We start from the raw sequence: 14,475 nt of genomic DNA, 5'->3' as shown, positions 1-14,475 counted from the left end.
TTTGGGCAGGCGGGGCGGCGCCGGGCGGTGGAGCGCTTCAGCTGGCAGGCCATTGCGCGGGAGACGCAGAAGATGTACGCGGAGCTCATTGAGCGGCACCGCCGGCACGCGAGCGGCTAACCTGCCTGGCCGGGGACGGCATGCGCCCCGGCTTATTCAGGGACGACTACCCATGTTTGTTGATCAGATCCGCATTTACGCCAAAGCGGGGGACGGCGGAAACGGCTGCGTAAGTTTCCGCCGGGAAAAATTCGTCCCTCGCGGCGGCCCGGATGGCGGGGACGGCGGTCGCGGCGGTGACATTATCCTCGAGGCCGACGTGCATAAAGACAACCTGGTGGACTACTATTACCAGCCGATTCTCCGGGCCAAGTCCGGCGAACACGGCATGGGTAAGAACATGTACGGGCGGGCCGGCTCCGCTTCGACGTACAAGGTGCCCATCGGTACTTTGGTTTACCGTATCGCGATGCCGGGACCGCCCCGGGAATTGGAGGTCGAAGGGGATGAACGGGAGGCCAGCCCCCCCAAGGTTCGCATTGAGCCGAAGGATTGCGAATTGCTGGTTGACCTGAACCAGCCGGGTCAGACGTTCGTCCTGTGCAAGGGCGGAGCGGGCGGCAAGGGCAACGTCCATTTCAAAAGCTCGCGCAACCGGGTCCCGCGCCAGTACACAGAGGGCGGGTCGGGCGAGGAAGGGCATTTCCTGCTCGAGCTGCAAACCATCGCCGACGCCGGCTTGGTCGGGTATCCGAACGCCGGCAAGAGCACGCTGCTGGGAAGGATTTCCGCCGCCCATCCGAAGGTGGCCCCATACCCGTTCACGACGCTGCACCCTTTTGTCGGTGTGCTGGAGTTTCCCAACTACGCACGCGCAACCGTGGCCGACATCCCCGGGCTGATCGAAGGCGCGCACCGCAACGTCGGCCTGGGACACGATTTTTTGCGCCACATCGTGCGCTGCCGGCTGTTGGTGTTTGTGTTGGATGCGGCTGGAAGCGAGGGCAGAAATCCGATCGAAGACCTCGGTACCCTGCGGCGGGAGTTGGATTTGTATGACCCGCGCTTGTCGCAACGACCGTGGGTGATTGTCGCCAACAAAATGGATCTGCCTGAGGCACAGGCTAACCTCGAGGCCCTGCGCCACCGTTTTCCAGACAAGGTCATCGTGCCGATCTCAGCAGCGACCGGCGAGGGGATTCCGGAATTCCTTGCCGCCCTGGAGAAGTTCCTTGCCCAAGTCTGACGACGATCGTCATCTCGCGGGCGTTCCCCTCGGCGTGCTTTCCCAGGTGCACGGGGAGGAATCCGGGGCGGCCGCCCGGGGCCGGCGCGAGCGCCTGCTGGTGGCGAGTTACTGCACCTTTTTTCTCAAACCCGAGATGCGCCACGTGTACCGCCAGATCTGCGGGTTGCAGTCGGTCGATACGTTCGTCATCACCAAGCACCGGCAGCATGCGGACGAGTACCCGTTCGGGGACGTCGTGGAGATCGGGGCGCCCCGCCTGAATCCGTTGCGGCGCGCCTTTGGGAAATACATCCGCCGGCTGCCCCCGATGGTGTACCGCGGCGAATTTGAAGCCACGCGGCGTATCCTCATCCGGCGGGACCCGGACCTGATGCACGTTTATTTCGGCAACACCGGGGTGCATTTACTCCCGCTGATTCGTGCCTGGGATCGGCCCACAGTCCTGTCGTTCCACGGCATGGATGTCCAGGCCCGGCCCGAAGAGAAGGGTTACCTTCAAAAGTTAAGGGGAGCGCTGAACATCGTGCCGCTGGTCCTGGTCCGGAGTGAATCGATCGGCAAACGCCTGGTCGAACTGGGGTGCGCCGAAGATAAGATCCGTCTTAACCGGACCGGGATCCCGCTCGATCGTTTTCCCATGGTCGAGCGAACCATACCCATCGACGGCGCCTGGCACCTGGTCCAGGCATGCCGGTTAATCCCGAAAAAAGGCCTCCCGACGGCGTTGCGCGCTTTTCAGATCGTTTCGAAGCACTTGCCGAACGCGCGCTTTACCATCGCCGGCGCCGGCCCGATGCAGCCGGAGCTCGAACGCCTGACCGGCGAACTCGGTTTAAGCCAACGGGTCCGTTTCACCGGTTTCCTGGACCAGGCGCGTCTGCGGGAGCTGTACGAACAGGCGCACGTCTTCCTGCACCCGAGCGAGCTCGCGCCCGATGCAAACCAGGAAGGTGTGCCTAACTCGATGCTCGAAGCCATGGCGTCCGGACTCCCGGTGATCGCCACCCGGCATGGCGGCATCCCTGAAGCCGTCAACGATGAAAAGCAGGGCCTGCTGGTGCCGGAAAAACAACCGGCCGCCCTGGCCGAAGCCATCTGCCGGCTGTGCGGGAACGCCGGTCTATGGTCGCGGCTGGGCAAGAGCGCTAACCTCCGGGTCGCAGAGGAATTCGCCCAGCCGCGTCAGATCGAGCGTTTGGAAGCGGCCTATTTCGAAGCCGTCACACGGCGGGCACGGTGGAAGAGAGCGGGCACAACGTAAGAGTTCACACGGCGAACACGGCGAGCCACGGCGACCACAGCGGAGAGCCATGCCGGCCGGCGCTTCTTCATTTGTGGCATTTTTCCGCTTGTGGCATTTGTAGCATTCTCTGCCGCTCCGAACTCCGAACTCCGAACTCCGAACTTTACTCGACACCCGACACTCCTTTCCCTTTGTGGCATTTCATTCATTCCGCGGCGGCGTGGGCACCTTTTCCCGGGATGGAGCGCCTCATCAGCGGCACGAGGAATACGAGGGCCGCTGCCAGCACCCCGAAGAGCCAGAAGCAATCGAAATAGGACAGCGCCAGGGCCTGTTGATCGCGCAGGTCCGAGAGGTTCCGCAGCGCCATCTGGTGCGACAGGGCCGGATCGCCCGTCTGCTGCATGAACGTCGCCTGGCTCTGGTCAAGGAAGGAATTGGCAGCCGGGTTAAGGGGATCGAGGTATTCCCCCAGACGTAACGTATGGAACTGCTCGCGCCGTTCCGTGAGCGTTTGGCCCATCGAAGTACCCACGCTGCCGCCCTCGTTGCGCAGCAGGCTGTAAAGCCCGACGGCTGCCCCGCGCAACTCCCTCGGAATGTACATGTACGCAGCGACGCTGATCGGGGCGAACGTCATCGACAGGCCCACAATCAACATGACCCGGGGCCAGACCACCTGCCCCGGGCTGATGTCCAGATTCATACGCGACATCCAGAAATTGGCAGCCGACACGACGCACAACCCGATCCCGATGAGCCAGCGGGCATCGATTCCGCGCCCGAGCAAGGTACCGACGATGATCATCGTCATGATCGCGAAAACGCCCGAGGGCGACATGACCAGCCCGGCATGAAACGCGTCGTACCCGAACAGCGACTGGAGCAGGCCCGGCAGCAGCGTGCTCGCCCCGTAGAGAACGCCGAACGCGCAGAAAATAATGATGCAGGCCATCATGAAGTTGCGATCCGCGAGCGGCTTGAAATTGACCACCGGATCGGCAATCCGCAATTCCCGGAAGATCAAGCCGGCCAGCGACAACACAAACAAAATCATCAAAACCTGCACCCGGCCTGACGGGTCGCCCAGCCAATCCCATTCCTGACCTTTGCTGAGGATCACTTCCCAGCAGACCATCATGACCACGAGGAGGCCCAGACCGGCGGCGTCGAACTGCAGCGGCCGTTTTCTCAGTTCCGCCCGCGCCTGCTGGAGGTAGTCCGGGTCCGACAGCAGGAAGTAGGACGCCAGGAAAGCGATCGTACCCGCGGGCAGGTTGATGTAGAAGATCCAGCGCCAGGAATAGTTATCGGTGAGCCAGCCGCCGAGGGTCGGCCCGACAATGGGCGCGAGCAGGGCGGCAACGCCGAAAATCGTCATCGCGGTCCCTTGCTGTTTGGGCGGAAAAGTGTCCAGCAGAACCGCCTGACTGGAGGGTTGGAGGCCGCCGCCGGCCAAGCCTTGCATCACCCGGAACAGGATTAGCTGATTCAGGCTCGCGGCCATGCCGCACAGGCCCGAACTGAGGGTGAAAACCGCGATCGAGAGCAGGAAATAATTCCGGCGGCCGAGATTGGCTGAAAGCCAGCCGGAGACGGGGAGGATGACGGCATTGGCGGCCAGGTAGCTGGTCACGACCCACTCGCTGTCCGTAACCGCCGCCGACAGGCCCCCGGCGATGTAGCGTAATGCGACGTTGGCGATGGTCGTGTCCAGGACCTCCATAAAGGTCGGGACCACCACGGCGGCAGCCACCAGCCACGGACTGATCGCGCGCCGGGTTGCCGGAAGCGCGTTTGAGGCGGGGACGGCTGCAGACGCAGTCTTACTCATGGTGGTCTGCCTGCGGGACCGGGGCAGCTGCATCGGCCGGTCCCGGTGCGGCATACGGCTGGATAATCCTGCCCGCGTCGGGACCCGTCGGCGGTTCTTTGACGTGGACGGAGACGACAACCGACAAGCCGACGAATAACGGCCGGTTATCCGCATCATAGTCCATAACATCAATGCGCACCGGCAAGCGCTGCACCACCTTCACGAAATTGCCGGTCGCATTCTCCGCCGGCAGCAATGCAAGGGTCGAGCCGGTGCCCATCGTGAAGCCCGAGATCCGGCCCTTGAACATCTGCCGTTTGCCGTACATATCCACGCGCAGGTCCACGCGTTGCCCGATGCGCAGGTTGGCGAGTTGCGTCTCCTTGAAGTTGGCGTCGACCCAGATCTCCCGGAGCGAGCGGAGGGCCATGAGGCTCTGCCCGACCTGCACGTTGTTACCGGGGTTGACGTTCCGCCGCGTGACCACGCCGTCGATCTCGGAGACAATGTCGCAATACCGAAGGTTCAGTTCCGCCTGGTCCAGGTCACGTTGAGCCGATAAAAGCTTCGCTTCGGCTTGTTTGATGGCGGGCGCATCCTGGGCGAGTTGATTGTAGATCCGGTCAATGTTGCCTTGGGCGTCGCGCCGGTAGAACTCCTCGAGCATCTCCTTCGGCGTCAGGTTGTACGAAGACGGCGCAACCCCGAGTTGAGCCGCGCTCTGGATGACCTCCGCCTGGGCTTGGCGAACCGCCGAGAACGTCTGGTCGAGATCGGACGGCACCTGGGCCAGGTCTTGTCCGGGTGGCGGCTGTGCGGCCAGACCCAGGGCAACGCGAATCTGGGAAATGTCCTCCAGCGCCTGGTTGACCTCCGCCTGGGCGACAGCCAGGGCCTCACGGCGCTGATCCAATTCCTCCTGGCTGGTCACTTTGCTCTGGAACAGCCGGTTACTCCGGTCGTACTCGGCCTGTGCCAGGGTCAGCGTGGCTTTCGCTCGGTTCAACGCCGCAACCTTGGACCGCAATTGCGCGACCTGATTGTTTACATCCTCGATGGCGCGCTGAAGTTTCCAACGCGCGGCCCGAGTCTGCGCGATGGTGCCTTGCACGGAAGCATGCGCCGCCGACAAGTCTGCTTGCGCGGTCCGGAGGCCTGCTTGTTTAAGCTCGACCTGGACCCGGTAGGGCTCCTTATCGAGTTCAACCAGCAGGTCTCCGTTCCGGACCCGTTTGTTGTCATCAACCAGGACCCGGGCGACTTGCCCGGCAACCCGCGGCGCCACAAAGGTGACGTGGCTGTTCACGTAGGCGTCGTTGGTCGACACCATGCTGAGGGCGCGCCTCACGAAGGGAACGCCCCAGAACATGATGGCCGCCAGAACCAGCGCGCCGATCGTCAGGATCAGCCATTTGCGGCGCCCGCGACCGCGCCGGGGTTCGACGTTCTTGTTACGGGCCGGAGCCGGCGAGGCCGTTCCGGTTGCCGCTTCCGGCTTCTCGGGCGCCGGAGCCGGCGAGTCTGTCGTTTCAACGGTTTTTGAGGGTCTGCTTTCGCCGGTTGGCATGATTGTCTCCCATCATGAGGACAAGCTGTCCATCAGCTTGCTGCCGAGGGGTGGACGCAAACGTAACTAATCCCGTCACTTTAGGACGTTGCTCGGCTACACTGCAAGATTACACCAAACCGGGCGCACGGCAGATCCACAGAAGGAAAAAACCATCCACGGATTACCCGGATTAGAAAGGGACCTTCACCACGCCCTGTACGCTGCCGCTCCGAACTCCGCACTCCGAACCCCAAACTCTTCCCCCTTCTTCCTCTGCCCGCCGTGGTTCGCCGTGGTCGCCGTGTGAACTCTTACGTCGTGCCCGCCAACCCCGCCGTGTGACCGAACCCCGAACTCCGAACCCCGAACTCTACCCGCTACCGCTTGTTTTCAGGGGCTTTATCCATCCGAAAGATGGTTTCCCCCGGTTTCATCATGTCAAGCTTATCGCGTGCGAGCAGCTCAAGGTAGCTTTGGTCGCTTTGCAGAAGGTTGAGCATTCTCGTGCGCTTATTCAGCACCGTGCGCTCCTGTTCGACCTGTTCTTTCAAGGTCTGGAGCGCACGTTGTTGTTTTTGCCTTTCCCGCAGCAAAGGAAGAAACCAGCAGGTCAGCAGGATGGCGATCGCCAGGAAAATAAGGATATGCAGGATCTGGCCCAAAAACCCACGAAACCGGTCCTCCTTGGGAGCAGAGTAGTGTTCGTAGGGGTCACTCACTCAGCGCATTTTACCGCCGTACTGCGCGTTGTCACCAAGTTCTTCTTCAATTCTCAAGAGTTGATTGTACTTGGCGATGCGGTCGGTGCGGGAGAGTGAACCGGTCTTGATCTGTCCGGCATTGGTCGCCACGGCGATGTCGGCGATGGTTGTGTCCTCGGTTTCACCGGAGCGATGGCTGATCACGGCGGTGTAGCGGTTTTCCCTGGCCAGTTCAATCGCGTCCAGCGTCTCAGTCAGGGAGCCGATCTGGTTGACCTTGACCAGGATGGAATTGCCGACCCCTTCCTTGATGCCGCGGCGAAGAAACTCGACGTTGGTCACGAACAGGTCGTCGCCTACCAACTGCACCCTGGCGCCCAATGCCTGGGTAAGCTTTTTCCATCCGTCCCAATCGTCTTCCGCGCATCCGTCCTCGATCGAAACGATCGGGTACTTCGCGCAGAGTTGCTGGTAAAAGCCTACCAGGTCGTCCGCGCTCCGGCGTGACTTGTCGGATTTTTTGAACACGTAAGTCCTGCTTCCGGCGTCGTAGAACTCGCTGGAGGCCGCGTCCAACGCAAGGGCAATGTCATCGCCGAGTTTGTAGCCGGCTCGCTCCACCGCTTTGGCGATTGTGTCCAGCGCGTCTTCCACCCCGTTCAGGGTGGGCGCGAAGCCTCCCTCGTCGCCGACCGCCGTCGATAAGCCGCGCTCCTTGAGCACCGCCTTCAGGCTGTGGAACACTTCGGTGCCGTACCTGAGCGCTTCGGCAAACGTCGGTGCGCCCTTCGGCATGATCATGAACTCCTGAAAGTCGATGGGCGCATCGGAATGCGCACCGCCGTTGATGATGTTCATCATCGGGACGGGCAGCACTTTGGCGTTAGGTCCACCCAGGTAACGGAACAGCGGCAAGTCAAGCTGGGCGGCCGCCGCGTGCGCCACGGCCAGCGAGACCCCGAGGATGGCGTTGGCGCCCAGTTCCTTCTTGTTGGGGGTACCGTCGAGCGCGTTCATCGCCGCATCGATGCCGATCTGATCAAGCGCATCCATGCCCACCACCGCGTCAGAAATCTTGTTTTCAACGTTTTCGACGGCGTTGAGCACGCCTTTGCCACCGTACCGGCCCTTCTCACCGTCACGCAGTTCCCACGCCTCGTGCGCGCCGGTACTCGCTCCACTGGGGACAATGGCGCGTCCGACCGCGCCCCCAGTGAGTTCGACGTCAACTTCAACGGTCGGATTGCCACGGGAATCGAGCACCTGCCGGGCTCGAAGGTCAGAGATAATCGTTAAGGACATGGTGGGTGTCTGGTTGGATTTCAGCGTTTGAAGTTACAGCCTTGGAAGTGAAAGGAGCATGAGCGGCTTCGGGGCTTTTACATCTTTACATCTTCTACGGCCTTGCCAGGAGAGACTCCTCCCCCGGGACCACCTGAAGGGCCTTAATCGTGACCACTTGAACGCGCCGGGTGCCGCTTTCCGTCGGCAGTTCGACCGTCTCGCCGGGCTTTTTGGCCAGCAATGCCTGGCCGATGGCGGTCTGATACGAAATCACGCGCTTTTCCGGGTCGCTGTCCCATGCGCCGAGCACGTGGTAGGTCAGCGTCTCGGACGTGGCCGGATCGCGTAAGGTCACTGAGGTGCCGATTGAAACCTGGGAAGTGTCGGCGTTTTCAAAACTGGTGCCGCGGGCCCGAGCCAACATCTGTTCGAGCTCAGCTTTCCGGCGCATCAGCACAGTTTGCATCTCCTTGGCGGCTTTGTACTCAAAGTTTTCGCGCAGATCGCCGTAAGAACGCGCGATCGAGATCTCCTTGGTGTTCTCCGGGATTTTTTTCGCGATGAGTTCGTCGTACTCATCTTTGCGCTTTTGAAGGCTGGGCCAGGAGACCACGAGCGGCTGTTCCTGTTCTTCCGTTTCTCCGGTGAGCATCGATTGCAGCTCGGGGTGCACGCGAATCATCCGGGCGAGTAACGAGCGTTTGTTGAGTTCTTCAAACGCCGGCGTCATCATCATGCGCCGCATCAGGTCACGCGCCTGGCTGAGCGGAGCGTTTACGAGGAGGTCGGCGATCAGTTCGCGATCGTCGAGCAACAAATCGTGCAGCCGTGAGCCGCGGCGGGCCCCATTGAACTGGTCGCGCTCGATCGCGCTGAGAACGGCCGCCAGAAGCTCGGGTTCGATCAGTTCGGCGTAAGCCGACGAGGACCGTTCCCGGCACAGCCAGTAGAGTACTTCCGAGGAGATCGAGTGTTCCCGGAGGGTCCGGAGCAGGTAGTGGCGAAACGCGTCGGTTTGCCCGGCTTCTTGAAACAATCTGGCAATTTCGCCCACCACCCGGTAACCTACCTCCGAGGTCATGCGCAGCAGGCGTTCGGACCAATCCTCAGCAAAAGCGCGCGGCACCTCGTTAAGCAAGGCGCGCTGCCTCGCAACGCTGACCTGGTTTACCAGATCGGCCGGTTTGCTGGTCTGTTCCCGCAAAACCTGCACGATTGAGAGTCCGCCGGCAGCAAGTTCGGGTCGCTTGCGGATGATCTCGTCACGCACCAGCAGCAATTCGGCAGCCGCCGCCGGGGTCAGACGCACGTTGCGTCCGGCGATCTCTTCGACCTGGGCTACGACCGTCTGAAGTTGTTCCGGCGTGAACGCATCCAGATTTTTCACGATCTGCTCAAGCTGGGCATTCTGGCCCTTCAACTGGCGCGCATTTTGAAACGACTGGATCAGTTCACTCTGAAAAGAGACGGTCTGGTCTCGCACCGCGATCGGCTCGCTCTTCTTTGCCGGCACGGTAAACTGCCCGCTCTTGCGGATCACCTTCTTGGCGGTGTCCCACCATCGCTTGAAATCGCCTTCCGGCACGATTTCCGGGGCGAGCGCTTTCTGGAGTTGGTCCTGGATGACTTTACCGTCGAAGCTTGCGACCACGATCTCAAGCAGCCTCACCGGATCCTCCCGGGCGAGCGCTTTCATTTCCGCCGCCCGCAGCGTTTTCTGCACGTAAATGTGCGATTCGGGCAGCGGTTGGAGCGTCTCGGCCGCGTACTGCAGCTGCATGGGGTGCCCCTTTTTGGCTTGGAAATCGACGATCACCTGGTTGACCAGAAGATTCCATGCGTTGATCTGGCCGAAGCCCCAGCTTTTGTGGAAGCAGTAAGTCCCGGGACGCAACCGCTCCAATGACGCTGCTGCTCCCGCGTTGATTTTCCCTGCATCTACTAACGCTTGCAACTCAGCTTCCATAGGGAATGTCGAACATAGGTGAGACGTCTAGCCGCGCCACCAAAAAGTTCACAGGATCGCACGCCGTGGCCGCCGTGTGACGGGTTTTTACCCGTTGACCGTGAAAAACGCGAAGGCTAGGGTGCGCGTCCGAGGGGTGTGTGTAGGGAGGCGGTCGCGCTTGACCCGGCCGCCCTCCTCACGCGCTCCGGACCAGATTACTTTGGCTGACTTTTCTCATGAAAACCCCACTTGGACTGCTCGCCTGCTGCCTTTTCCTGTCATCGGTTGCATGGAGTCACGCCGACCCCGTTTCGGACCTGCGCGGCGCCTCGGTGTTCCGTGATGCGGACCTTAACCGCCTCGGTTCCGGCGAAGTCCTCGCCGCTCGCGGTCCGGCGATGAACTTCAACCGGGGCTTGGCGGTGGAAAGCGCTTACGCAGTGCGCTTGCCGGTCCCGCGCGCAATCGGGTTGCATCAACAGTTTGACCCGACCCGGCATGCCGAATTGAAGGTGTTTCTGCAGGGCCCGATCCCGAGCCGGCCGAGCCCGGCGGCTTTCGAACGCTTGGCCTCAGCGCCGTCCAACGGTTCCGTCAACGCGTTTGCCAGGGCGACCGAGAGCGCGCCCGCGGACCCGGCGAAAGTGCAGTTGAGCCCGGCTGAAGCCAAAACCTTTACTGGCGGCGCTGAAGCATCCGGCGGCGGTTTGCCCGCGGCGGTCGTCCAGTTCTGGAGCCGGATTCTGGCGCAGCGGGCTCAGGCGTACGCTTCCGGCGGCATCGGCGCTGAACCCCCATTCGAAGGGGCGGGTGGAACGATCAGGCCCGGCGAAGACGCCAGCCGTCTGTTGAGTGAGGCGCCTAAAGTGCAGCAACAGTTCGCCCCGATCATCGAACGCTCCGGCCTGCGCGGCCGTGGCGGGGCCAACGGCAACTTTCAACTCTTCGACGTCGACGGAGACGGAGCCGTCAGCCTGAGTGCGTTCCACAGCGTGCCGGTCAATGACGGCGCAGAAGCCGCCGACATCACCTACTACTCCAGCGGCGGCTTTTATGTCCTCCTGAGCTTTTACCGGTTTTGGCCGGTGACCATCGGCGGCCAACCGGCGACCCTCGTCTGGAGGGTCGACCTGATTTCCTCACCGGCTTTCAGTGAGTTGCGCGGGATCGAGCGGGTCGGTTCCGGGGCCGCGTTCATGCGCGGCATCCAGAGGGATGACAAAGCCATCATCAGTGACGCGGGAGGCGGCCATTGAAGACGGTGGGCGCCGGCGGCTCATCTGGAACAAGCCGAAAGACAATCAACCTGTATGAACCTGTTCGCATGGCAGAAAGCTGCGTCTGAACGCCTCGGCCGGCGTCCCCGGGGGGCGCATCCGCCAAACCCTGGGCAGTCCGCATCGGGCATTTGCGTCCTGTTTGTCGTCGTTACTACCATGCTCCAGTGCGTGGACGTGCACGCGCAGGCGTTGGCCTCGTCGCCGTTGCTCAGCCCCTCCTCGGGAAACAACATCTCCAAGGTCAACTTTGACGCCGATGCCGGCGTCACGTTCATCGGGAGCGGCCACGCGCACCAGAAAAATCAAAAGTTCGGGTCGTACGACGAAGTGGATTCGTCGTTGTCGCTGCTTTCCACTTTCCAGACCGGTGCCAATTCTCCCGTTTGGCGGGCCGGCCTGGAGTGGGAACGCTACTGGTTCAGTCCGGACCCGGTATCGGCCGTGCCGAGCGCCCTGGAATCGCTGAACCTGAGATTGGGCGCTGACCTCCAGCTCAGCCCCGCGATTTTCGCGCGCGTTGACGTATTGCCGGGCTTTTACGGCCAAGGCCTGAACCGCTTCTCGGCGCGCCAGTTCAATGTGCCCGTGGAGATCGGCGCCTCGTACGTGTACAGTGACCGATTGTATTTTATCGCCGGCGCCGAAGTAAACTACGAGCTCGATTTCCCGGTCTTCCCGGCGGCCGGCTTCTTGTGGCGCGTGAACGACAAAATTACCATCAACGGGATACTGCCGAAGCCGGATGCAGAATACAAACTCACGGACGGCCTGACCCTGCATGCCGGCGGCGAGTTTACCGAAAACACTTACCGGATGAATGGCGATTTCGGCCGTACCCGCGGGGTCACGAAACTGGACAACGCGATCGTTCAGTTTGATGAAATCCGTATCGGCGCCGGCTTCGCCTGGAAGGTGAACAAGACCCTCTCCCTTGATCTTGAGGCGGGAGCGGTGCCCTACCGCCGCTTTGATTACAACCGCGCGGATTACAAGGTGCTTTCAACCAGTACGGCGCCGTACCTGGCCATTGATCTGTCTGCGAAGTTTTAGCCCCGTCCGGCCACGAGATCAGAACCATGTCTAAGCCGCTCATTTCGCTGGATCGCCTCGTGAAACGCTTTGGCGACATGGTGGCGGTGGACGGCGTGACGATGGCCATTGAGCGGGGGGAAATCTTTGGCTTCCTGGGCGCCAATGGGGCGGGTAAGACCACGACCATCCGGATGCTTTGCGGGCTCACCCGTCCGACCCGCGGGTCCGGCCGCATCTTCGGCCTCGACATCTGGCGGGACCGCCGCCGGATCCGCCAAAGGTTCGGCTACGTCCCGCAGCGGTTCAGCTTGTACCCGGATTTGACCGTGCTCGAAAACCTTGGATTTTTTGCGGGCGCTTACCAGGTGCCCAGAGATCGCGCACGGACGCGGATCGACCGCTTGGTGCACCACTTTGACCTGGAGCGAAAACGCAACGCCAGGGCGGGAAGTCTGTCCGGTGGCTTCAAACAGCTGCTTTCGATGGCATGCGCGCTCGTCCATGAACCGTCCTTGCTGTTTCTGGACGAGCCGACCGCCGGTTTGGACCCGGTGCACCGGCAGTCTATCTGGGACCTGGTGTACGAGTTAAGCCAAAACGGGGCCACCATCTTCGTCACCACGCATTACATGGACGAAGTGGAACGCTGTACCGACGTCGGGTTCATCCGGCAGGGGCAACTGCTTGCGAAGGGGTCTCCACAGGAGTTGAAAGACCGGCTGCAAGGCAAATTACTTGAACTGGAAGTCGAACCGGCGGTGCAGGCCGTCAAGCTTCTCCGGTCCGTCCCGACCATCCACGGCGTCGAACTGCGCAGCGGTCGCGTCCGCCTCCAGGCTGAGAACCCCGAAAAACTGCTGCAGTCGTGGCTCCAGCATTGGCCGTTCCCCGAACTCAAGCTCATCGGCTATGAATGGGCGGAACCGGACATGGAAGACGTGTTCCGGGCATATTCCGAAGGCTTCCTTTATCCGCCGAACGTTACTTCCACCGAGAAGACGGTATGAGCCGCTTCGCGCACTACTGCAATTCGGTCCTCACGATCGCTTACAAGGAGTTCATCCACGTGTGGCGCGACCGCCGCGTCCTGTTTTCCATTCTTGTGGTCCCCCCGTTTTTTACCCTGGTCTTCGGGCATGCCCTGGAAGATACCGCCCCGAAGGGCGTGCCGGCGACCTATCTCGACGCGGACCGCAGCCCTCAGAGCGAGCAGTTTTTGGAATCGCTCAAAAACAAGGGAACGTTCTCCTGGAAACCGTGGCGGGGCGATCCGAACGGGAAAATCGACCTGCTTAACGCCGGCGTTAAGGCCGCCACCGTGATCCCGGAGGGCTGGGGCAAAAGCCTTTCGAACGGCGACCCCCTGAAAATCCGGGTCGTGCTGGACGGATCGGACACGACCACCGCACCCGCCCTGGAAGGCGTACTGCAGGAGGTGCTGGCTGACTTTCAGCTCAAACAGCGGGACGCGATGATCGACACGTTGCCGGACGAGGTCTTCGAAATGGGCGAGAAACTCCCGGCGGGCGTGCGCGAAGAATTTAATTCCGCAATGACCCCCTGGTCGTTCAATGTTCAGATCGCGTACAACCCGGACCTGCGCTTTATCGAGTTCATCATGCCGGGGATCATCGGGTTGATCCTTCAGTTGCTGACCGTGACCCTGATTGCGAGCACCATCACCCGTGAACGCGAGGTAGGCACCTTATCCCAGTTGCTGGTCACGCCGTTGCGCCACAGCGAGATCGTCCTGGGCAAGGTGCTGCCCTACCTGGTGATCTCGTTGTTTTTGATCGGTGGCACCATCGCGTTGGGGCACTACCATTTTTCAATCAAATTTCACCAACCGGTCCTGGTGTCGCTCATCTGCTTTTTGTTTCTTCTATGTTCCCTGGGACTGGGCGTGTTCATTTCCGCCATCGCACGCACGCAGACGCAGGCCATCCAGTTCTCGATCTTTTTTATGCTCCCCATGCTGCTGCTGTCCGGAGCTTTCATCCCGGTCGAGGGCTTGCCGGACGTGATCCGAGCCTTCGCCCAATTGTTTCCGCTGACCCATTTCTGCCGCGCGTTTCGTCTGGTCGACCTCTACGGTGCGCACCTTCCGTTTATCATGGTTGACCTCGGCTGGCTGGCCGTCGGCGCCGCGCTGACGTGCGGAGCGGCGGCTTACCTGCTCCGCGCAGCCGATGACTGAGCGGGTGTCGAGTAGAGATCGGAGTTCGGGGTTCGGAGTTCGGGGTTCGGGGTTCGGGGTTCGGGGTTCGGGGTTCGGGGTTCGGAGTTCGGAGTTCGGAGTTCGGAGTTCGGAGTTCGGAGTTCGGAGTTCGGAGTTCGGAGTTCGGAGTTCGGAGTTCGGAGTTCGGAGCGGCA

11 protein-coding genes are annotated in these 14,475 nt (G+C 61.5%); 6 read left to right on the top strand and 5 right to left on the bottom strand.

Annotated features, from left to right (window positions below; genetic code table 11):
* Nucleotides 1–172: 172 nt before the first annotated feature.
* Both obgE and JO015_20065 read left to right on the top strand, forming a co-directional pair.
* The gene (gene obgE / locus JO015_20070; protein MBW0001398.1) at nucleotides 173–1,246 is read left to right on the top strand and encodes a GTPase ObgE; all 1,074 of its coding nucleotides are present in this window, start codon (nucleotides 173–175) and stop codon (nucleotides 1,244–1,246) included.
* 136 nt (nucleotides 1,247–1,382) lie between these two features.
* Nucleotides 1,383–2,510, top strand: a complete 1,128-nt coding sequence (locus JO015_20065; GenBank protein ID MBW0001397.1) for a glycosyltransferase — start codon at nucleotides 1,383–1,385, stop codon at nucleotides 2,508–2,510.
* A gap of 187 nt (nucleotides 2,511–2,697) precedes the next feature.
* Here JO015_20065 and JO015_20060 read toward each other — a convergent pair whose 3' ends face one another.
* The 5 genes from JO015_20060 to JO015_20040 all read right to left on the bottom strand — a co-directional run bounded on the left by JO015_20060 (nucleotide 2,698) and on the right by JO015_20040 (nucleotide 9,808).
* Nucleotides 2,698–4,326: a DHA2 family efflux MFS transporter permease subunit gene (locus tag JO015_20060; GenBank protein MBW0001396.1), complete on the bottom strand. Its 1,629-nt coding sequence runs from the start codon at nucleotides 4,324–4,326 to the stop codon at nucleotides 2,698–2,700.
* Nucleotides 4,319–5,875: an HlyD family secretion protein gene (locus JO015_20055; protein ID MBW0001395.1), complete on the bottom strand. Its 1,557-nt coding sequence runs from the start codon at nucleotides 5,873–5,875 to the stop codon at nucleotides 4,319–4,321. The genes JO015_20060 and JO015_20055 overlap by 8 nt, the downstream gene beginning before the upstream one ends.
* 359 nt (nucleotides 5,876–6,234) lie before the next feature.
* Entirely contained in the window at nucleotides 6,235–6,576 is a 342-nt protein-coding gene (locus JO015_20050; protein MBW0001394.1) for a septum formation initiator family protein, read from the bottom strand.
* Complete coding sequence (eno, locus tag JO015_20045) at nucleotides 6,577–7,860, bottom strand: phosphopyruvate hydratase (GenBank protein MBW0001393.1); 1,284 nt, start codon at nucleotides 7,858–7,860, stop codon at nucleotides 6,577–6,579. It lies immediately after the preceding gene.
* Nucleotides 7,861–7,954: 94 nt separating this feature from the next.
* Complete coding sequence (locus tag JO015_20040) at nucleotides 7,955–9,808, bottom strand: GreA/GreB family elongation factor (GenBank protein ID MBW0001392.1); 1,854 nt, start codon at nucleotides 9,806–9,808, stop codon at nucleotides 7,955–7,957.
* 218 nt (nucleotides 9,809–10,026) lie between these two features.
* Here JO015_20040 and JO015_20035 point away from each other — a divergent pair, with 218 nt between their 5' ends.
* From JO015_20035 to JO015_20020, 4 genes are read left to right on the top strand one after another with little or no spacing between them, the layout of a single operon-like run.
* Nucleotides 10,027–11,046, top strand: coding sequence for a hypothetical protein (locus JO015_20035; protein ID MBW0001391.1), 1,020 nt, complete (start codon nucleotides 10,027–10,029; stop codon nucleotides 11,044–11,046).
* Nucleotides 11,047–11,100: 54 nt separating this feature from the next.
* Nucleotides 11,101–12,120: a hypothetical protein gene (locus JO015_20030; protein ID MBW0001390.1), complete on the top strand. Its 1,020-nt coding sequence runs from the start codon at nucleotides 11,101–11,103 to the stop codon at nucleotides 12,118–12,120.
* Nucleotides 12,121–12,146: 26 nt separating this feature from the next.
* Nucleotides 12,147–13,109 carry an ABC transporter ATP-binding protein gene (locus tag JO015_20025; GenBank protein ID MBW0001389.1) on the top strand — a complete coding sequence of 321 codons (963 nt, stop codon included), beginning with the start codon at nucleotides 12,147–12,149 and terminating at the stop codon, nucleotides 13,107–13,109.
* On the top strand, nucleotides 13,106–14,299 hold the full coding sequence (locus JO015_20020; GenBank protein MBW0001388.1) for an ABC transporter permease: 1,194 nt from the start codon (nucleotides 13,106–13,108) through the stop codon (nucleotides 14,297–14,299). Before JO015_20025 ends, JO015_20020 begins: the two co-directional genes overlap by 4 nt.
* The last annotated feature ends 176 nt before the right edge of the window (nucleotides 14,300–14,475 follow it).

The organism is Verrucomicrobiota bacterium (assembly GCA_019247695.1).
In the GTDB taxonomy this organism is placed as follows: domain Bacteria; phylum Verrucomicrobiota; class Verrucomicrobiia; order Chthoniobacterales; family JAFAMB01; genus JAFBAP01.
The sequence above is the reverse complement of the archived record's forward strand: the minus strand, read 5'-3'. Positions and strand labels throughout refer to the sequence as shown.